The organism is Marivirga tractuosa, assembly GCF_042140215.1.
Taxonomy (GTDB): domain Bacteria; phylum Bacteroidota; class Bacteroidia; order Cytophagales; family Cyclobacteriaceae; genus Marivirga; species Marivirga tractuosa_A.
In genome coordinates, this window is the sequence record NZ_CP159478.1 from 4,143,481 (window position 1) to 4,162,418 (window position 18,938).

Here is an 18,938-nt window from a genome sequence, read left to right on the forward strand (position 1 = left end):
TTAAAATCAGAATTACCTATCATTAAGTTGAAAGTTTCTACTTAAATAAACTAAGGCAATTGTGAGAAAACAAATTGATTTTTTTATCTTGATGTATTAATGATGACCTCTATAGAATAGCAATCACTTAGCATACATGAAACTTGAGGAAAAAGACTGGACAATTCCACTCATATATTTATTTGCAGGCATAATTTGGATTGGTTTAAGTGACGAACTTCTTTTCTTTCTAGCAGATAAATTTGATCTAAGCTCAAATTCAGTGAATACTTTAAGTCAGTGGAAAGGATTTTTCTATGTTGCGCTCACAACAATACTTTTATACTACCTCATTAACAGAAAAACAAAATCCATTGAGTTTGTAAAAAATGACTTCAGAAGGTTGTTTCAAGACAATCCGAACCCTATGTATATTTTTGAAATTAACTCTCAAAATATTTTACTTGCCAACAAAGCAGCTAGTAATCAATATGGTTATTCAATTGCAGAGCTAAGTCAATTAAACCTAAACGACTTAAGGCCAAACTCTGAAAAGAATAAATTACAAGTACATTTAGAGAATTTGAATGAAGAATTTTCTGATAGTGGAGAGTGGCTACATCAAGACAAATTTGGGAATTACTTTTATGTCAACATTTATTCGCATAGAACATTATACAAAGGGAAAGATTGTAGAATAGTAAACGCCATAAATGTGAATAAAAAAATTCTTGCGGAATTAGAACGGGAGAACTTTGAAAAAGCATTGGATAAAGCAGCACTAGTTTCCATAACGAATATCACAGGAAATATAGAAGAAGTTAACAGTGAATTCTGTAGAGTTAGTGGCTATAGCAAAAATGAGCTTATTGGTCAACCGATTGAAATTTTAGAATCAGATTATCATAGTCCGAAATTCTGGAATGATATGTGGCAAAAAATTAAAACTGGCCAAATTTGGAGAGCAGATATTAAAAATAAAACTAAGACAGGCGAATTTTATTGGGTTGACATTATCATTAGTCCTATAAAAAATCATAAAGGCGAGGTGTATAAATTTATGTCCATTAGCTATGATATAACAGAAAAGAAGAGGCTTGAAATCAATCAACAAAAATTGTTAGATGACTTTACAGATTATGCTTTCCAAACTTCTCATGAACTTCGAGGCCCCTTAACCAGCATGATGGGATTAACCAGCTTATTTGAAAAATATGAAGACCCAGCTTACCTGGTTGAAAAGTTAAAAGCAACAGCAGAGCAAATGGATGTTGTTATTAGAAAAATGAATGATAGCTTAAGTAGAACCGCTTTAGACCTTATTCTTGATAAAAGAGATCATCAATCTTCTGGATAAGGCACATAAACGAAACTTGTCATATCCGTATCAATCACAAATAAGCAGCAAAATTCATCGGGATTCTTATAAGCTTGTTTAAATTCCTCTACTTTATCCTCATCTATTATCTTTCTTTGAACAAATTCATCCAAATAAGTGATGAAATAATTCCAAGTAAGGTTTAATTCCCCGGCACCAATCAATACCTGTCCAACCGGTTGCTCTGTTTTACAAATAGGAAAAATTGGGAAATCAGAAAATCCACGTTTTCTTACTGCATAGGATGCTTCTTTCAAGGTGTCTGAAATGGCAACAAAATCTTCGGTTATTGTCCCTAAATATTTTCCGCTTAATTCGGGGTTATTATCCATAATATACTCTTCAATTTTAAAGCATTGCTTCGTCTGCAAAGCTATAATATTTATCTTCTGCAAAAACAATATGGTCCAATACCGGGATATCCAATAATTGTCCACTTTCCTTCATTTTTCTGGTTAAACGAACATCTTCCTCACTAGGGTTACGATTACCAGATGGATGGTTATGAGCTAAAATTAAAGCGGAGGCCATTTGATCAATTGCCTCCTTAAAAATAACTTTTACATCCGCAACGGTACCAGAAATCCCGCCACTACTTACTCTTTTCATCCGAATCACTCGATTTGCCCGGTTCATCATAATCACCCAAAATTCTTCATGGTGCAAATCAAGCATTACTGATTTCAATAAATTATAAGCATCTTGAGAAGAAACAATTTTTGGCTTTTCCTGAACAGCTGACTCTTTCCTTCTCCTGCCAAGCTCTAAGGCTGCTATTATAGAAATTGCCTTTGCTTGACCAATTCCTTTGAACTTCATTAATTCTTTTACTGAGAATTTCGCCAGATGATTTAAATCATTATTAACTCCAGATAAAATATTTTTACCCACATCTATGGCTGATAAAGATTGAGTACCGGAACCAATTAAAATAGCAATTAACTCTGCATCTGACAAAACACTCCTACCATGAGTCAATAACTTTTCTCTAGGTCTATCGGCTTCTGCCCAGCTTTTAATGCTAGAAACGGCTGAATACTGTTCATTTTCCATTTGGGATCATTAAGGTTGAAACTTATTATGACAACTATTCTACTTGACAAGATCAAGTAACAATTCAATTGTAAGAATAAATAATAAAAAAACTTATCATTTTTTTATCACTATAATAATCCCAAAAATATCAAATTAGGACAAACTAAAAAGCCTCAACTGATGGAGTTGAGGCTTAAGATAGAAATCTTAAAAGTTCTTAAGCTAATTTAGCTACGTGCTTGGCTAATTTAGACTTGTTATTATCCGCCTTTTTTCTGTGGATAATGTTCTTTTTTGCCAATCTGTCTAACATTGAAGTTACAGTTTTCAACAATTCTTCTGCTTGCGCTTTGTCTTCTGTAGCTCTCAATCTACGGATATATGTTCTCGTAGTTTTAGCCTGATATCTGTTTCTCAAACGTCTTGATGCACTTGAGCGAATTCTTTTTAATGCTGACTTGTGATTTGCCATATTGATTTATGTCTATTGAAATTCTTGCTTTCTTTTTAAGGACTGCAAATTTAAAAGAATTTGTTTTACTAAACAAAGCCTTATCATCAATATCCCTATTTATTTTAAGAAATAATGATAAATTCTGAAAATACGCTTCCTTTTCATATAAAAGATTTACAAAAATACGCTTATTTATTGGAATTTCAGCTATTGATTTGATTTCTGTTTTATGGTTTTTATAATTACTATTTTTAATATTGTATCTCTATTAACCAAAATCATAAGATGAAACCTACCAATCTAAAATCAGTAATTCTAGTTTTACTATTTTTTTCATTTTCTTCTAACGCTATCAAAAAACCTCATTGGGGTTTCTTTGCCCACCAAAAAATCAATCGATTAGCTGTCTTTACTCTTCCTCCTGAGATGATTACATTTTACAAACATAATATTCAATATATAACCGAAAATGCTGTAAACCCAGACAGAAGACGTTATGCGGTTGATTACGAAGCGCCCAGACATTATATCGATTTAGATGTTTATGGAGATAGCGCTATCTACAAAATGCCACGCTACTGGAATGATGCAATTGAAGAATACACAGAAGATACTTTACAAGCTTATGGAATAGTTCCTTGGCATGTACATTTGGTCACCTATCAATTGACTGAGGCATTTAAAGAGAATAATGCAGAAGAAATATTAAGATACTCAGCTGACCTTGGGCATTATATAGCCGATGCCAATGTCCCTTTGCATACTACTGAAAATTATAACGGGCAATTGACAGGTCAATATGGAATTCATGGCTTTTGGGAATCTCGACTTCCAGAATTGTTTTCAGATGAATATGACTTTTTTATTGGCAAAGCTGATTATGTTGACAATACGCAATTAACCATCTGGGATGCAGTAAAAGAGGCACATTTAGCCTTGGATTCGGTCTTTAGTTTTGAGAAAAAACTAACCAAGAAAATGGATGATGATAGGAAATACAGTTCTGAACTAAGAGGGAGCGTTAATATAAAAGTATACTCCAGGGATTTTTCCAAAGCCTATCATAAAATGCTTAGCGGACAAGTGGAAAGAAGAATGCGGAATTCCATTAAAATGGTGGGGAATTATTGGTACACTGCATGGGTTAATGCAGGACAGCCAAATTTGGATATCCTAATCGATGAGCGTGCAATCTTTCATAATGAAGCAAACATCCCACAAACTTCTGAAAAAAAATTAAGACAACATGAAAGTGGGGTTGAAGATTGAACGAATAAGCTGCAAATAGAAATTATTCAATTTATTTGAACTATTTTTAGATAGCATTCCAACTTCAGATTAAGAATAATCGTCAACTGAATATAACCTAATAAGCATGAAAAGATTTTTACCATTTATATTCTTTTTGGCAGTAATGAGCTCTTGTGATGAAGAAAATTTATCATTGCCCACTCCTGTAGAACTTACCTTTATTGCGGAGCCTTTACAAACGTTAAATAATAATCTCATAGTTGATGGAGTAGAAATCAATATTTCGAGATTAGAAATTGATGGCACGAGAGATGCTGGCGGTAATGTTCTTTTAGAACGGCAATTTAATCAAGAAGATGGTTATATAGATTTAAGATCTCAAATCAATAATAAAATATTGATTGACATCCCGCAAGGCATTTATAATAGTTTGAAATTTCGACTGAATTTTCAAAGAGATGAGGAAGAACGGGAGGAAATTACAGAAGAGCTTACTGAATGGCTGGAAGAAGAATATGAGGAGGATGATGAAGAAAGGAATGAAGATTTAGGAGATATTATCGAAGAATATTTAGAAGATGTTAATCCAGCTTTTTTATTTACTGCAACTGCCAATAGAAATGGCACTACCTTCAAGATTATTATGCCATTGAACGAATCTGTTATTTTCGATATCCCTTTTATTAATAATGATGGGGAAAGAAATATTTCCTTAATTAAGGATCAAAGACAAGAATTTGAATTGGTATTCAATCCTGATTATTGGTTTTCTATCACGAGTTTTGACGCACTTAACAATGCACAAAAAGGCATAATTGAGGAAGAAGAGTATGTGTTTTTACACAAACAAGTAAATCCAGCCTTATATTCTTTAATAATTGGAAGAATAGAGGAGTCAACAGTGGTAAAGACTAAATGACAGAAAATAATGACAGCATGCAGGTGGATGCTGAGTTAAAAGAGCTCATTGACGCCAGCAAAGAAAATAATCGATTAGCACAAGAAAAATTGTACAGGAAATTTGCCAAACCATTTTTTCATATTGCATTGAGTTATTGTGCCGATAGGGAAGCTGCAAAAGAGGTTCTTCAGGAGAGCTTTATCAAAATTTTTAAAAGTCTGGGTCAATATAACTTTGAAGGTGCTTTTGAAGGATGGATGAGAAGAATTCTGGTAAATACTTCAATTGATTATCACAGAAAGAATTCTAAGATGTCTTTTTACACAGATATAAATGATGTAAAAGTAGCTGATAAATTAGAATGGTTTGATCCAGGAGGGAGTAAAATTAATACAGATGCGATTTTAGATGAAGTGAAAAAATTACCTGAGGGGGCTCGGATGGTCTTCAATTTATTTGCTATTGAGGGATATTCCCATAAAGAAATAGCCATAAAAATGCACATCAGTGAAAGCACTTCTAAATCGCAATATGCAAGAGCAAAAAGCTTATTGTCAAGTTGGTTGAAAACAGAATACCATGGCTAAGATTAGCTTTGAAAATCTATATCGAAAAATTGTAAAGGGGTTTAATGACAACCCACCTGAATCTGTATGGCAAAATATCCAAGATGAATTGGATATAGATGAGGTATGGTCTCAATTAGATAATCAACTCCCTTCCTCCGCTACCAAAACAAACTACTCATCAGTAAGACAAATTGTAAACTATGCCCTTTTCTTTTTGCTGATTTTCTTCTTCAAAAACAATTCAGATCAGCAATTATCATCTTCCTATTTAATAGCCGATAACAATCAGGAAACTTTACTTTTAGAAGAAACCACTAAAAAAGAAATTGATACTGAACAGGAGAAAGATGAAAGTTTAATTGCAACTAATAAGGAGATCGAAGATACCGAGGCTCCAACTAAAAAAGAGTTGATACAAAAAAAATCAATTGATCAGAATAAAGTATCAGAAAATAGCAACCCAACTCAAATTTTAGATAACAAGAATAATGATATTGTAGAGAAGATTATATCTGATTTAACCAAGACTGAAAATTTTGAGGATGTAAAAAATGATGAAAGTTATTCCTCTATTCAGAATTCTATATTAAATTATTTAAATCCCATTCCAGCGGATTTTGAGTCCATTCTTATAGTAAACTTTCCAGAGGCACTACCAATAGACAGTATTCCTTCTATTAATACCTCAGATTATAAAAATCCATTTATAAAATTCAGTGGTATTGGGGCTGTAGGCAATATGAAAAATTCATGGATAATCAATAATGCTACCAGAGCTTCATTCAACAATGAATCTTTAATCAACACTGAAATTACTTACACCAATGACTTTGGGTTGTCCAGTCAATTTACTATCCGATCACAGCAGATAATTCAGCTGTCCTACTGGTTTAGAGCTAGAAATACTCAAAATTATTTTCAATACTATAATGCAAACTATAGCAGAAAAGAATTTATAATCACCTATCAGTCTTTCTCAATTGATCTTTTGCAGCCTTTATTTTCTACAAATAATTATTTAATCTTCGGATTTCAATTAGCAAAAATAGGATCTGTTGAGGAAACATTAGCGGGCAATTTTTCTGACCTCAGCAATAATTATTCTGACTGGAATTATGGAGTTGATCTAGGCCTTCAAAAGAAATTCAAGCTTCATCCTAAGCTATCATTTCAGCCTGCTTTAAGGTTTCACTATGGGCTGAACAATATATTTGTTGGAAATGAATTCGTGCCGAGGGAGTTTGATTACACCCGTCCAGCCTCCATTTCACTTGATTTCAGATTCTTTTATCATTTTATAAAATAAATTTTAACCCATTACGTCTTTTGGAAACCTTGCTTCGTCTTGGTAGCAGAAGTATATGAATTAAAATTTAAATATTATGAAAAAGAACAATTTAAAAGGTGCTCTTAATTTTTGGGGATCAAAAGTTTTAGTAGCGATGATGGGTGTAGCATTTTTAGCATCATGTAACAATGATGAAAATGTAGCCACAAATCAGGATAACACAGTAATTAAATTGAGTGCTGCTTACAACACAAACACAGCTCAAAGAACAGTAAACGATATAGTAATCAATTCTTTCATCGTAAATATTGAAGAAATTGAATTGGAAGTCGATGACGATGATGAATCTGAAGGCCCATATGTAAGCGACATTGAATTAGACGGACCATTTGTTGTCAATTTAATTGAAGGGAATAATGGTATAGAACAAACTTTAGCTGAGGTAGATTTACCAGAAGGAAATTATGAAGAAATTGAATTCTCAATAAATGAAAGCGAAGATTCTGATAGTGAAATATTTGAAAAATCCTTTATTATTAATGGGACTATTAACGGGACTCCTTTTGAATTTTGGCATGATGAGGATATAGACTTTGAGATTGAATTTGAAAACGGCATGCTTACTCTTGAGCAGGCTTCCGCTACTCTAATCAATCTTCAATTTGATTTAAACAGCCTATTTTCATTAGTGGACATCTCTGGAGCTACTGACGGAAATGAAGATGGAATTATTCAAATAAATCCATTGGATGAGGACGGAAACAAAGACTTGGCCGATGATATAATAGATGTTATTGATGATATTGCTGATGCATTCGAGGACGAATTTGACGATGATGATGAAGAAGAGGATGGCGAGGACGAAGATTAATTCCCCAAATATTCATTAGAAAGAAGGCTGGCTCAGAAAAATGAGCCAGCCTTTCTTTTTCCTAATGTGTCTAAAAATAATAAGAATAATAACCCTTCACTCCTTTTTTGTTCACGCCCTGAATCATCACTTTACCTTTTACTTCTTCCAAAATATCCGATAATTCTTTGGGGTTATTTACTGCTTTGCTATTGATTGCTGTAATAATAAAACCTTCATCAATATTAAGCCTTTTGAAAAAGCCATTCTTTACATCGGTTACTCTCACACCGCTATTTATGTCTAAAAGATCTTTTTCTGCAGTTGATACAGATTCAAACTCTGCACCAAGCGATTTAGAAAAATATACATCCCTTTTGAGCAATTCAGTAGTGTTCTCACTATTAGTCAAAATCAATTCTTTTTGAATCATTTTTCCTTTCCTTTCTAGGGTGAGATACAGTTTATCACCAGGAGAAAGCATGCTTAATTTCTCTTCAAATTCTGCATGTGTGCTTATGTCTTCACCATTAAATTCGCGAATGATGTCTCCCTCTTGCAATTTCACATTATCAGCAGCACCATTTTCACGGATATAGCTTACAACTACTCCATCTAGATTATCTACTCCTAAGTTATCACCTAATTCTGGGGTTAAAGATTTCACCTCAGCACCCAGAAATGCTTTTTGAACCATACCATATTCAATAATATCAGTAGCAATTTTTTTAGCTATATCAATTGGAACGGCAAAACCATATCCTGCATAGGAACCTGTTCTAGATAATATAGCAGTATTAATCCCTACTAGCTCTCCTTCAGGATTTACCAAAGCCCCTCCACTATTACCAGGGTTAATAGCTGCATCCGTTTGAATAAAAGATTCAATAGGGAAATTACTTTTTAAAATATTGAGTTCTCTACCTTTTGCACTTACAATTCCTGCTGTTACGGTTGAAGTCAAATTAAAAGGATTTCCTACTGCCAACACCCAAGAACCTACTTTTAAATCTTTGGAAGAACCTAATTTTATAGCTGGTAAATTATTATCATCAATTTTTAATACCGCCAAATCTGTTGAAGGATCGCGCCCAACCAATTTCGCTTTATAAGTGCGTTTTTTCCTAACTACCTCAATTTCGTCTGCACCATCAATAACATGATTGTTGGTAATAATATAACCATCAGATTTGAAGATAACACCAGAACCTGAGCCCACTTGTTGCATACTACCACTTCCGCCAAGCCATAAATCTAACCATGAGCTTCTGCCATATGCTTCTGACACAGTTTTAATATATACCACACTTTCCCTACTGTTTTTAGAAGCTTCTACAAAATCAATTTCGGGAATAGAATTGAAATTTTTGGAATTAGTCTCTCCATAATTCTCAAGAGCAACATTATTAATTGGCGTTTGAAAAGCTGAATCACTATTTTTTAATTCTTGCTCACCATTCGTTAATTGATAAATCAACAATGCCCCAATTACTCCTCCTATAAATGCACTAAGTGTTGTTTTCAAATATTGATTCATGTTTCTTCTCTTTAATCAAATATCTATTTAATGTTTTATTATGACATATATTGTGCCGAATATCATTACGGAAAAGAAAAAACTTCTGTTTAGAAATATATGCAAAAAAAGGCAGCCCAATCAGACTGCCTTTACCCAGCATATATTGTTAACCTAAACTGGATATTATCCTCCCGCCCTATTCAATTCTTCTAAATTCGTATTGCGTTGACGTGCTTTAAATTCTTCTCCTTTGCTAAATCTATATCGTAATGAAAATCCAATGCTTTGCTGTCCGAAATACTGACTGATTTCATTGATGTTACCATTAAAGTTAGAATTACCCTCAAATCTTCTTGTTCTGAAAATATCAGTTATATTTAATGAGGCATCTAATTTCTTGTTCAAGAAGCTTTTCTTTACTGCGAAATCAATTCCCCATTGCTCACCAATTGCATATAATCCCCAAACAGTATTTGATCTATAGTCAGCATTCAATTCTAGCTTAAAGTCATTTGGAAGCATAAAGGTATTTCCTGCTCTTGCAAAAGCTGAAGTCGCATTGTTTTCCACTTGGTTTCCATTTAAGTAAGTGGTGAATTCTTGATGAAAAACTGATAAATTACCGTTGATCGACCACCATTTAAAAGGCTGAAATGGAATTACTGCAGTAGCACTATAATTTACCTGGTCATCAATATTTTGTTGTATAAAAACCGTTGTACCATCCTCAGGATTTTGTTGAGGAACCTCTGCAATAAAATCACTAGTTAAGCCATAGTTAAGCACTAAATTATATTGCCCTAAAATGGTTTGTGTAACGGACATAGAATGCGTTAACTGTGGTTTTAAGTAAGGATTACCTTGTGCCCAAGTATAGGGATCCAAATACATGACAAATGGATTCAGATTGCTGTAATTTGGTCTGTCAATTCTTCTGCTATAATTATAATTTACTTGATACCCTTTGGAAACATTATGTTGCATGAAGATACTCGGAAAAAGATTAAAATAATTTCTTTCATTTACTGTATTCAAAGTCAAAGATTCTCCTTCAGAATACGTTTGCTCTGCTCTTAATCCAACTTTATAGGAAAGCTTTTCACCTAATTTACCTGCAAAGCTAGAATACCCTGCAAAAATCTGCTCTGTATAAACAAAGTGATTGGTTCTTTCAGGATCTAATGTTCTCTGATTATCCTCAATTTCATAGAAATTTATTTCATTATCAGAAACCACATGACTGGCCTTTATACCTGATTCTACCTTAATTTTCTTAAATAATTTACCCTCATAATCGACTTGAGCTGAGTAAATATCATAAGCGAAAGGGTTTTCGTTTTCTAATCGTTCTACTGCATTAGGCTCTGAGCTTCCTTCCTGAAAATATCTATTCGTAAAAGAAGACCCACCATCATTAAATAATTTCACATAATTTAAATCGGCAGTTATTTTTGTGCCGTTAGTATCCAACTTATGGACATAATGTAAATTACCTTGAGTATTCAAGAATCTGTAGTCTATTTGATTATCTGAATTAATCATAAATTCATTAGCCCCTTGTTCCAAATCTGTATCGATATTGAAATCATGGTAAACATCCTGACCATACACATTAAACATCACGCCTACTGATTGCATCTCATTAATATCATAATCAGTTCCCACTCTTAAAGATGGGATCACTCTGTTTACATATTCCTTACCTGTCTGGTCAAAAATAGTGGTCACACCGTTATTTTGAGTGATCTCTCTATAGAAACCCGCATCCCTAATCCTTCCTCTTTGAGATAAATCTGCATTTATAAAAGAATTCCAGTCGCCCTTTTTGTGGTTCAATTGCAAGCCAGTATTATAATTTTGCATTTCATTATATCTATAGCCTGCATTCACGCTTCCATTTACTCCCTGAATATTATTTTTCTTCAAAGTGATATTGATAATACCTGCATTACCTTCAGCATCATATTTAGCGGATGGATTATTGATGATTTCTATCGTTTTGATATTGTCTGCAGACATTCCCTGTAGCATATTTTGCAAATCAGCTGCTGATAAATAAGACCTTCTGCCGTCAATCATAACCTGAACACCAGATTTTCCATTGAGCTGAATATTACCATCCTGATCTACAAATACTCCTGGGGATTTTTCTAAAACCTCATAAGCTGTAGCACCTGCTGCCATAGCAGTTCCTTCAACGGAAACCACCATTTTATCAGCCTCAACAATCACTTGTGGTCGCATGGCTTTCACTTCTACTGCATCCATCACTTTTACATCTTCTTCCAACTTGATCGTAGAAAAATCAATAGTAGAATTGTTTTCATTTACAGTTATACTTTTAGAAAGATATGTTTCAAAACCTACAGCTGAAATCTTCAAATAATAATCACCATATTTCACATTGATATTAAATTGACCTTCAGCATCGGTGATACTTCCAGTTAATAAACTCGAATCCGAAGATTGATAAACCGCCACATTACTATAAGGAAGTGGCGCATCCTGATTGTCTTTCAATACACCTTTGATCATTCCATTTTGCGCTTGGGCAAATGATGTTAAAAAAAGTGTTAGGGTAAATAGAGTTAAAATAGTTTTCATGTTCTTAAGCGTTTGCATGTTTTGTTCTTTAGTTAATAGATGCGTTCATGCTAGCTCTCGATGCACGGAATGTGCCATATTCTGTAAGTGGCCAAATTCGGGTTTAGAAGGTGATTTTATCAAAAACCAGAAAAAAGAGTGTTCATTATTGAACATTAAATAGATTCAAAAGCGAACAAAGAAGGGGAAATTATAAATCTCTTGGTAGGATAGTTTTAAATAAAAGTAAAGCATGAGCCTTATCATGCTTTACTCTACTGAATTAAATAATATTTAAATCTTTACCGATTTCCTCAACTTGATTCAGTGTATGCTTCAATTGTTCAATAGAGAATCCAGCCGTAATTGTCATTCGAACACGAGTAAGTTTCCTTGGAACAGCAGGATATGGAACTGGATTTACAAAAATATTTCTTAGGTGAAGTTGATAGGTCATTTCTTTCACTTTATTATCATCACCAATTATGATCGGGAAAATAGCAGTTTCAGCATTTCCGATATTAAAACCTGCTTTCAGCAACCTATTTTTCACATACTGAATATTTTCCCAAAGTTTATCTTGCCCAGCTTCGTTCTTTTCTATCAGTTTTAAACCTTCTAAAGAGGCAGAAACAGCAGGTAAATAAGGAGAAGTTGAAAACATATAGGACCTACTATTATATTTTAAATAATTAATTAATTTTTGAGAGGCTGATACAAAGCCCCCTACAGCACCTACTGATTTACTAAGCGTTCCAGTAATTATATCAACCTTACCTTCTAAACCAAAGTGATCTACGGTTCCTTTCCCATTTTTACCAATTACACCTGTAGCATGGGCTTCATCAACTAAAACCCAAGCGCCATAGTAATGAGCAACATCCAAAATTTCAGGTAAATTACATATATCGCCATCCATTGAATAAACGCCATCAACCACTACCAATTTATTGATATATTTATTTTGGACACTTTTTAATACCTTTTCTAAAGAAACAGGATCATTATGAGCAAAGAATTTTTTATTGGAGCCTTTACTTCCATCTATCAAACTAGCATGCGAAAACATATCATATATTGCTATGTCCTTATGGCCAAGCAAGCCTGAAATAGTTCCCACATTTGCCGCATAGCCAGAAGTATAAACAATTGAAGCTTCCATAGCTTTCATTGAGGCTATTTTTTCCTGAAGTTCCTTTATTATGCGCATGGTGCCACTTAATAAAGGTGCTCCACCAGCGCCTCCTCCATATTGCTCAGCCACTTCTTTAACTTTTTCCCAAATTCTTTTATCCTGTGTTAGATTGAGATAATCATTAGAAGCAAAATTGAGCATTTCTCTTATATCTCCCGTTTCAGGATCAACTACTTGGGAGATTATCTTTGAACCATCTATGGATTCTCTTTCATATAAAAAACGATTGCTTTTTTTCATATCAGAGAACCAACTATTCATCATATCCATTCTGCTCTCCCACTCTGCATATTCGAGCTTCGGATCACCAGTGAAATTGAACAGTGAATATTTATTTGCATCTATTTCTCCAGCTGGAGAAATATCGAAATACATGTGGTCTATTTGTTCTTGGTCAAAAAGGTGATAGTGCTTCCTAGAAGGAGTTGGGATTAAAGACATATTGCAAAATTTTGGTTTAATATTAAATAACAATTATAAGAAATCGAACCAGCATAAATCAACTCCATTTCATTTATTTATCAAGTTATTTTATTAACTATTCTAAGGTAAAAATGTTAAACTCATGTCTTTGTCTAACATCCAGCCAGTTATGCTAAAGCGCCTTTTATAAGACATTAAAACTTCATGTTCCAACTCACTTCTAAATAGTAATAAACGACCTGCAAGAGGTTTGACAATTTCTGTTTTATCATCTAAATAAAGTGCCAATTCTCCACCATGACCTTCTTGCCAATTTTCATTAAGATAAAGGACAAAAGAAATAACTCGGTGAGCATTTTGTTGAAATCTATCGACATGTTTTTTATAAAAAGTATTTTCAGGATAGATGGCAAAGTGAGTTTCGAAATCTTTCAACCCTAAAAAACAAGTTTCATTAAGGGTATTCTTCAATAACTCAACTTTATCTAGAAATTGATGAATAATCTTATGTTCATTTTTCCTGTCCAACCATTGAATATAATCTCCACGAATGCTTTTATCTAACTGAAACAAAGCCTGTTTTCCTATACCTGCTTTTTTAAAAGCTCCTGATTGATTTCCTTCATTAGCAATTGAAACCAGTTTACCTACCTCTTCATAGGAAACAAAATCATCCCAAACGAAGTATCCTGAACCGCTTAATTCATCGATAGCGAGATTTAATTTTTCTATATTGTTCATTTAACGGCAAAAATACATAATAAACTTATTAAGTTGATAAAATTATTGCTACCCGTTATGTATAATTGCAGTAAAACTTGCATTTTTTTTCCTCGTTAAAAATAAGGAAAGTAAGTTTCAAACAAGTTATTATCCTTTCAGCCAAACCTAGAATTTTTTTAATAAAAACATTTATTAATTTATGTCATCAGGAAAAGGTGAAGCTGTATTATATTTTGATTTACATTTCAAATTGGCTAATAATCCAGATGAAATAATTACCTTTTTGAACCAATTTGAAAATTCAGAAATCAATCAATCTAACTTTTACGGTAAAATAAAATTTCAGTCTTTAACTGATATAATTGGACGCAGTAACCAGTTAGAAGGAAAGGAGAATGCATTTCAACAAGAGCTTAACAGCATGTTTGATGAAATAAAATTGGAAATTTGCAGGAGATTGAGAGTAATGATGTCTTTTGACAAAACAAGCGGGCTTTTTAAGGCCGATTGGCAAAAAATCAGAGTATTTGAATCACTTTTAATTGACCTCAAGCAACAAGGTATGTTTGATATGATTAAGTCATTTATTGAAGATAACCAATTAAGCTTAGGAAAACGATTCCGTTTTGAAGAAAAATATAAGCCTTTCACTCCGAAATTAGATGATAAAAGCTCTAAAAATCATCATAAAGCTGAATTTAAGCCAATTAACAAGAAGTCACTTCCAAAATACATAATTTGGCTCAATAGCCTTGAACAGGATAAAGCTTTCCCTAAATCAGGAAGGATGGATACTAAAAAATATGAAAAATTAATAAATGAATTGCCACAAGAATTAATTTTTGAAAAGATTGCACCAAAAATAATAGCTGCCAACACTTTTGATTTTAATGTAGCCGCAAACAATTCAGCGCCCTTTGAAGAAATTTTTAATTTAGATAATTACCATCTAAAGCTGGTGAATGAAAATTAACCATCAATTCGTATTTACTGAAATCTCGTCCTTTTTCAGCTTATCTACAATTAAACTACTAGCACCAATAATTGGGGCGGATTGATTCTGTAATTGAGAGGAGATTACACGGACCTTTCCTTTAAAGACTGGCATTAAGTTTAACTCTAAATGCTCTTTTACGGGGTTAAAAATTAAATCGCCTGCCTGAGATAAGCCACCAAAAATAAAAATAGCTTCTGGGTCAGTATGAATCACAGTATCGGCTAGTTTAGTACCCAAAATCCGACCGGTATATTGAAAAGCTTGTTTGGCAATAATATCACCTTTCAATGCATACTTTGTAATCATTTCCGGACTCAATTCATCAAAACTTACGGATCTTAGTGCACTATCTTCAGTATAATCTGCTAATAATTTATAGATAGTTCTTTTAATGCCGGTTGCGGAAACATAAGTCTCTAAACATCCTCGTTTTCCGCAGCCACAAAATCTTCCATTTCCATAGGTAACAGTGGTATGCCCTAGCTCACCAGCAAAACCATTTGCACCATTTACCAACTGTCCATTGCTTACTATTCCGGCACCCAAACCGGTTCCTAGCGTAATCACAATAAAATCTTTCATCCCTTTGGCTCCGCCAAAAATCATTTCTCCTACTGCAGCGGCATTGGCATCATTGGTTACAACAGTTGGTACATCAAATTCATCCTCCAAAGTTTTAGCTAAGGGCAAAATCCCTTTCCACCTTAAATTGGGGGCATGTTCAATTGTCCCCTTGTGATAATTGGCATTAGGTGCTCCAACTCCAATTCCAATCAAATTATGTTTTTCAGGATCTAAGCCTTTTCTTATTTCATTTGATAGCAAATGAATATAATCTGCAAAAACTGCTTCTGTTTGAGTTGGAATTGCACCTTGATATAAAACTTTACCATCCAAAGTAACAATTCCGAATTTAGTTCCTGTTCCTCCTATATCGATCCCAATGCTAACTTTCATACTGCTTTGCTTAATATTTAAAATCATCTAGTTTGAATGCACAAACTGATAACATCAATTTTTATAATGTTTCTTTATTAAATACCCTACTAATAAATCAATTGGCTCTTCTATAAATATTCCTTTAATCAAATTAAATTCTGATACCACTTCATTTACAATTTCTTCGAAAAAGTAAGGTACTGAGCCTACAAAATGAACTGGAAGATTTTCATAGTTTTTGACACTACAGATATACGTTTTCACAAATTCAGAGATACTCTCTTTGACCATTTCCTTAAGATAAGGATGATCAATTCTTTCCTTTATGAACTGGCTAAAACCACTTAAATAAACATTCGCATATGGCTTTATGTACACATTTAAGAGTATTTCTTCTTTATTCAAGTGGAACTCTTGCTCTAAATCTCTAGAGATTTCTTCAGGAAGTTGTTTCTTTAAGAACTTACTCAACAGAAGCTTGCCAAAATGACTTCTACTGCCTTCATCACCTAAAATGTAATCCATTCCGCTTACTTCTTGCCGAACAATATCACCATCAAAATGACAAGCATTAGAACCCGTTCCCATTAATGCTGTAATGGAAGGTTCCCCACTAAAGGTTGCAAAAGCGGCCGCCACTATATCTTCTTTTACATAAAGGTGAGATTTATTGAAAACCATAGAAAGCCCTCTTTCTACCATGGCTGCAAAATGCTTGCTTGAACATCCTGCACCAAAATAATAGACTACTTCTATATCTGATTTATAGTCAATTATTTCAGAACCTAGTGATTTGACTATGTCACTAATAGCTACATCATCCATAAAAAAAGGATTGATGCCTTTAGTGCTTTTCTTTACTAAAGTTTTATTGGCATCAACTAACTGCCAATCGCATTTTGTGGAACCACTAGTACCTATTAAAATCATAACTTAAATTGATAAAATTTTAGCAATTCTTAAATCATCCTTATGAATATCTTTAGGCTGATTCATAATCTTTTCAAAATCATTGAAAATAATTTCATGATGACTAATTCCCACCATACTATCAGTTTTACCTTGATCCAAACCTTCAACAGCTGCAACTCCCATTTTACTCGCCAAAACCCTATCAAAATAAGTAGGGCTTCCTCCTCTCTGAAGATGTCCTAATATAGTCACTTTTGTGTCAAAATAGGAAGATTTTTCCTTCACTTTTTGAGCAATTTCCATGGCCGAACCTGACTTCCCGCCTTCTGCCACTATCACTAAACTAGAGGTTTTTTTCTTTTTCCCTCCTTTATTTAATTTCTCAACTAACTCATCTATGGAAGTCTCTTCCTCAGGTATGATGATGGAAACTGCTCCACCAGCGATCCCACTATTAATGGCGATATAACCTGAGTCTCTCCCCATTACCTCTATAAAAAATAGACGGTTGTGAGACAGTGCAGTATCCCTGATTTTATCGATTGCCTCAACTGCCGTATTGGTAGCCGTATCATAACCAATCGTATAGTCAGTTCCAGGAATATCATTGTCAATAGTGCCAGGTATACAGATATAAGGCATTCCATGCTCTAAGAATAAATGATGCATACCTGTAAATGAGCCATCGCCTCCAATCCCTATTAGTCCATCAATATTATGTTTCTTCAACTGATCAAAAGCTTTTTTCCTTCCTTCCGGAGTTCTAAATTCTTTAGAACGCGCTGATTTCAACATGGTGCCGCCTCTCTGCAAAATATTAGCAACAGAACGAACATTCATTTCTTCAAAATCGCCCTCTATCATCCCCTCGTAACCGCGATAAATTCCTACTATTTCTTTATTATAAAAAATACCCGCCCTAACTACGGCACGTATAGCAGCATTCATTCCTGGGGCATCGCCTCCAGAAGTAAAAACACCTATTCGATTCATCTTATTCATTTGAATGTAATTGATCTTTAAATGCCAGCCCGAATTACAAAGGCAGGCTATGGAATTCGCTATAACTATTCATCAAGTGGTTAACTTACATTTACCTATGAAAATTATGCTCATTTCATCAAAAAAATTGTTCAGCTCGCCAAAGATAGTGTAATGTGTACACTTAGCCAATACAATTTTACTATCTTTGCATTACTAATTGAATAGAAACATGTCAGAATTCCATTACAATCCGCATATTTCGGTTGACTGCGTCATATTTGGCTTTGATGATGAAAAGATCAATATTTTATTGATAAAGAGAAAGCAAGAGGGGGAAAATATTTATGCATTACCAGGAGATTTAGTCCAAAAAGGAGAAGACTTGGATGTGGCTGCGAATAGGGTTCTTTACGAACTTACAGGACTAGAAAATTTATACTTAGAACAATTCAAAACATTTGGGTCACCAGATAGGACATCTGATCCAGTTGATGTTGAATGGATTAAATCAGTTAGAGAACATCCTGAAGCCCGAGTAATAACCGTTGCCTATAATTCTTTAGTGAAAACTGAGGATTTTGATTATAGACCTTCTTCATTTGCGGAAGAAGTTTTGTGGCACCCAATTGAAAAACCACAGAAACTGGGTTTTGATCATAATGAGATTGCTAATACTGGCTGGGCTATGTTAAGGGAGAAAATCAAAAGAGAGCCTATTATTGCCTTTTCTTTATTACCTGAAAAATTTACTTTAAGACAATTACAAACACTTTATGAAGCCATAGTTGGCCTGGAATTGGACAAGAGAAATTTTAGGAAACGAATGCTGAGAAATAAATTTTTGGTTCCTATGAATGAAAAAGAAACGGGTGTATCTCACAAACCTGCACAATATTATCGTTTTGATGATGCAATTTACAAAGATGATTTTGCTAAAGATCAATGGTTTTTATTCTAA

At 33.7% G+C, this 18,938-nt stretch carries 18 protein-coding genes; 8 read left to right on the forward strand and 10 right to left on the reverse strand.

Annotated elements, in window-relative coordinates; all coding sequences use genetic code 11:
* The first annotated feature begins 136 nt into the window (after positions 1 to 136).
* The gene (locus ABWH96_RS18505) at positions 137 to 1,336 is read left to right on the forward strand and encodes a PAS domain S-box protein (RefSeq protein ID WP_375578985.1); all 1,200 of its coding nucleotides are present in this window, start codon (positions 137 to 139) and stop codon (positions 1,334 to 1,336) included.
* Here ABWH96_RS18505 and ABWH96_RS18510 read toward each other — a convergent pair.
* The 3 genes from ABWH96_RS18510 to rpsT all read right to left on the reverse strand — a co-directional run bounded on the left by ABWH96_RS18510 (position 1,321) and on the right by rpsT (position 2,864).
* Positions 1,321 to 1,689, reverse strand: a complete 369-nt coding sequence (locus ABWH96_RS18510) for a hypothetical protein (RefSeq protein ID WP_375578986.1) — start codon at positions 1,687 to 1,689, stop codon at positions 1,321 to 1,323. The two genes, ABWH96_RS18505 and ABWH96_RS18510, sit on opposite strands and share 16 nt — an antisense overlap.
* Positions 1,690 to 1,705: 16 nt before the next feature.
* Positions 1,706 to 2,410: a DNA repair protein RadC gene (radC, locus tag ABWH96_RS18515; RefSeq protein WP_375578987.1), complete on the reverse strand. Its 705-nt coding sequence runs from the start codon at positions 2,408 to 2,410 to the stop codon at positions 1,706 to 1,708.
* Between the two features lie 199 nt (positions 2,411 to 2,609).
* Positions 2,610 to 2,864, reverse strand: coding sequence for a 30S ribosomal protein S20 (gene rpsT / locus ABWH96_RS18520; protein ID WP_375578988.1), 255 nt, complete (start codon positions 2,862 to 2,864; stop codon positions 2,610 to 2,612).
* A gap of 267 nt (positions 2,865 to 3,131) precedes the next feature.
* On the opposite strand from rpsT, the gene ABWH96_RS18525 reads away from it, so the two are divergent.
* The 5 genes from ABWH96_RS18525 to ABWH96_RS18545 all read left to right on the forward strand — a co-directional run bounded on the left by ABWH96_RS18525 (position 3,132) and on the right by ABWH96_RS18545 (position 7,726).
* Positions 3,132 to 4,115 (forward strand): zinc dependent phospholipase C family protein, encoded by a 984-nt coding sequence (locus tag ABWH96_RS18525; protein ID WP_375578989.1) that lies wholly within the window; start codon positions 3,132 to 3,134, stop codon positions 4,113 to 4,115.
* A 106-nt stretch (positions 4,116 to 4,221) separates the two neighbouring features.
* Complete coding sequence (locus tag ABWH96_RS18530; RefSeq protein ID WP_375578990.1) at positions 4,222 to 5,016, forward strand: hypothetical protein; 795 nt, start codon at positions 4,222 to 4,224, stop codon at positions 5,014 to 5,016.
* Positions 5,013 to 5,585: an RNA polymerase sigma factor gene (locus tag ABWH96_RS18535; RefSeq protein WP_375578991.1), complete on the forward strand. Its 573-nt coding sequence runs from the start codon at positions 5,013 to 5,015 to the stop codon at positions 5,583 to 5,585. Before ABWH96_RS18530 ends, ABWH96_RS18535 begins: the two co-directional genes overlap by 4 nt.
* Complete coding sequence (locus tag ABWH96_RS18540) at positions 5,578 to 6,873, forward strand: hypothetical protein (RefSeq protein WP_375578992.1); 1,296 nt, start codon at positions 5,578 to 5,580, stop codon at positions 6,871 to 6,873. Before ABWH96_RS18535 ends, ABWH96_RS18540 begins: the two co-directional genes overlap by 8 nt.
* A gap of 76 nt (positions 6,874 to 6,949) precedes the next feature.
* Positions 6,950 to 7,726, forward strand: a complete 777-nt coding sequence (locus ABWH96_RS18545; protein WP_375578993.1) for a DUF4382 domain-containing protein — start codon at positions 6,950 to 6,952, stop codon at positions 7,724 to 7,726.
* Between the two features lie 70 nt (positions 7,727 to 7,796).
* On the opposite strand, the gene ABWH96_RS18550 is transcribed toward ABWH96_RS18545, so the two are convergent.
* The 4 genes from ABWH96_RS18550 to ABWH96_RS18565 all read right to left on the reverse strand — a co-directional run bounded on the left by ABWH96_RS18550 (position 7,797) and on the right by ABWH96_RS18565 (position 14,166).
* Positions 7,797 to 9,242 (reverse strand): S1C family serine protease, encoded by a 1,446-nt coding sequence (locus tag ABWH96_RS18550; protein ID WP_375578994.1) that lies wholly within the window; start codon positions 9,240 to 9,242, stop codon positions 7,797 to 7,799.
* Between the two features lie 165 nt (positions 9,243 to 9,407).
* Entirely contained in the window at positions 9,408 to 11,828 is a 2,421-nt protein-coding gene (locus tag ABWH96_RS18555; protein ID WP_375578995.1) for an outer membrane beta-barrel protein, read from the reverse strand.
* 262 nt (positions 11,829 to 12,090) lie between these two features.
* Positions 12,091 to 13,443 (reverse strand): aminotransferase class I/II-fold pyridoxal phosphate-dependent enzyme, encoded by a 1,353-nt coding sequence (locus ABWH96_RS18560; RefSeq protein ID WP_375578996.1) that lies wholly within the window; start codon positions 13,441 to 13,443, stop codon positions 12,091 to 12,093.
* A gap of 102 nt (positions 13,444 to 13,545) precedes the next feature.
* Positions 13,546 to 14,166, reverse strand: a complete 621-nt coding sequence (locus ABWH96_RS18565) for a 2OG-Fe(II) oxygenase (RefSeq protein ID WP_375578997.1) — start codon at positions 14,164 to 14,166, stop codon at positions 13,546 to 13,548.
* Positions 14,167 to 14,347: 181 nt separating this feature from the next.
* On the opposite strand from ABWH96_RS18565, the gene ABWH96_RS18570 reads away from it, so the two are divergent.
* Positions 14,348 to 15,121: a hypothetical protein gene (locus ABWH96_RS18570; RefSeq protein ID WP_375578998.1), complete on the forward strand. Its 774-nt coding sequence runs from the start codon at positions 14,348 to 14,350 to the stop codon at positions 15,119 to 15,121.
* A 3-nt stretch (positions 15,122 to 15,124) separates the two neighbouring features.
* Here the strand turns inward: ABWH96_RS18570 and ABWH96_RS18575 are convergent, their stop codons facing one another.
* From ABWH96_RS18575 to pfkA, 3 genes are read right to left on the reverse strand one after another with little or no spacing between them, the layout of a single operon-like run.
* Positions 15,125 to 16,102, reverse strand: coding sequence for an ROK family protein (locus tag ABWH96_RS18575; RefSeq protein WP_375578999.1), 978 nt, complete (start codon positions 16,100 to 16,102; stop codon positions 15,125 to 15,127).
* A 54-nt stretch (positions 16,103 to 16,156) separates the two neighbouring features.
* Positions 16,157 to 17,014, reverse strand: a complete 858-nt coding sequence (locus ABWH96_RS18580) for a hypothetical protein (RefSeq protein ID WP_375579000.1) — start codon at positions 17,012 to 17,014, stop codon at positions 16,157 to 16,159.
* A gap of 3 nt (positions 17,015 to 17,017) precedes the next feature.
* Positions 17,018 to 17,989, reverse strand: a complete 972-nt coding sequence (gene pfkA, locus ABWH96_RS18585; RefSeq protein ID WP_375579001.1) for a 6-phosphofructokinase — start codon at positions 17,987 to 17,989, stop codon at positions 17,018 to 17,020.
* Positions 17,990 to 18,209: 220 nt separating this feature from the next.
* On the opposite strand from pfkA, the gene ABWH96_RS18590 reads away from it, so the two are divergent.
* The gene (locus ABWH96_RS18590; RefSeq protein ID WP_375579002.1) at positions 18,210 to 18,938 is read left to right on the forward strand and encodes an NUDIX domain-containing protein; all 729 of its coding nucleotides are present in this window, start codon (positions 18,210 to 18,212) and stop codon (positions 18,936 to 18,938) included.

Coding starts and splice junctions, on each gene's coding strand:
- ABWH96_RS18505 (WP_375578985.1), top strand. CDS start 137: ATGAAACTTGAGGAAAAAGACTGGACAATTCCACTCATATATTTATTT.
- ABWH96_RS18510 (WP_375578986.1), bottom strand. CDS start 1,689: ATGGATAATAACCCCGAATTAAGCGGAAAATATTTAGGGACAATAACC.
- radC (WP_375578987.1), bottom strand. CDS start 2,410: ATGGAAAATGAACAGTATTCAGCCGTTTCTAGCATTAAAAGCTGGGCA.
- rpsT (WP_375578988.1), bottom strand. CDS start 2,864: ATGGCAAATCACAAGTCAGCATTAAAAAGAATTCGCTCAAGTGCATCA.
- ABWH96_RS18525 (WP_375578989.1), top strand. CDS start 3,132: ATGAAACCTACCAATCTAAAATCAGTAATTCTAGTTTTACTATTTTTT.
- ABWH96_RS18530 (WP_375578990.1), top strand. CDS start 4,222: ATGAAAAGATTTTTACCATTTATATTCTTTTTGGCAGTAATGAGCTCT.
- ABWH96_RS18535 (WP_375578991.1), top strand. CDS start 5,013: ATGACAGAAAATAATGACAGCATGCAGGTGGATGCTGAGTTAAAAGAG.
- ABWH96_RS18540 (WP_375578992.1), top strand. CDS start 5,578: ATGGCTAAGATTAGCTTTGAAAATCTATATCGAAAAATTGTAAAGGGG.
- ABWH96_RS18545 (WP_375578993.1), top strand. CDS start 6,950: ATGAAAAAGAACAATTTAAAAGGTGCTCTTAATTTTTGGGGATCAAAA.
- ABWH96_RS18550 (WP_375578994.1), bottom strand. CDS start 9,242: ATGAATCAATATTTGAAAACAACACTTAGTGCATTTATAGGAGGAGTA.
- ABWH96_RS18555 (WP_375578995.1), bottom strand. CDS start 11,828: ATGAAAACTATTTTAACTCTATTTACCCTAACACTTTTTTTAACATCA.
- ABWH96_RS18560 (WP_375578996.1), bottom strand. CDS start 13,443: ATGTCTTTAATCCCAACTCCTTCTAGGAAGCACTATCACCTTTTTGAC.
- ABWH96_RS18565 (WP_375578997.1), bottom strand. CDS start 14,166: ATGAACAATATAGAAAAATTAAATCTCGCTATCGATGAATTAAGCGGT.
- ABWH96_RS18570 (WP_375578998.1), top strand. CDS start 14,348: ATGTCATCAGGAAAAGGTGAAGCTGTATTATATTTTGATTTACATTTC.
- ABWH96_RS18575 (WP_375578999.1), bottom strand. CDS start 16,102: ATGAAAGTTAGCATTGGGATCGATATAGGAGGAACAGGAACTAAATTC.
- ABWH96_RS18580 (WP_375579000.1), bottom strand. CDS start 17,014: ATGATTTTAATAGGTACTAGTGGTTCCACAAAATGCGATTGGCAGTTA.
- pfkA (WP_375579001.1), bottom strand. CDS start 17,989: ATGAATCGAATAGGTGTTTTTACTTCTGGAGGCGATGCCCCAGGAATG.
- ABWH96_RS18590 (WP_375579002.1), top strand. CDS start 18,210: ATGTCAGAATTCCATTACAATCCGCATATTTCGGTTGACTGCGTCATA.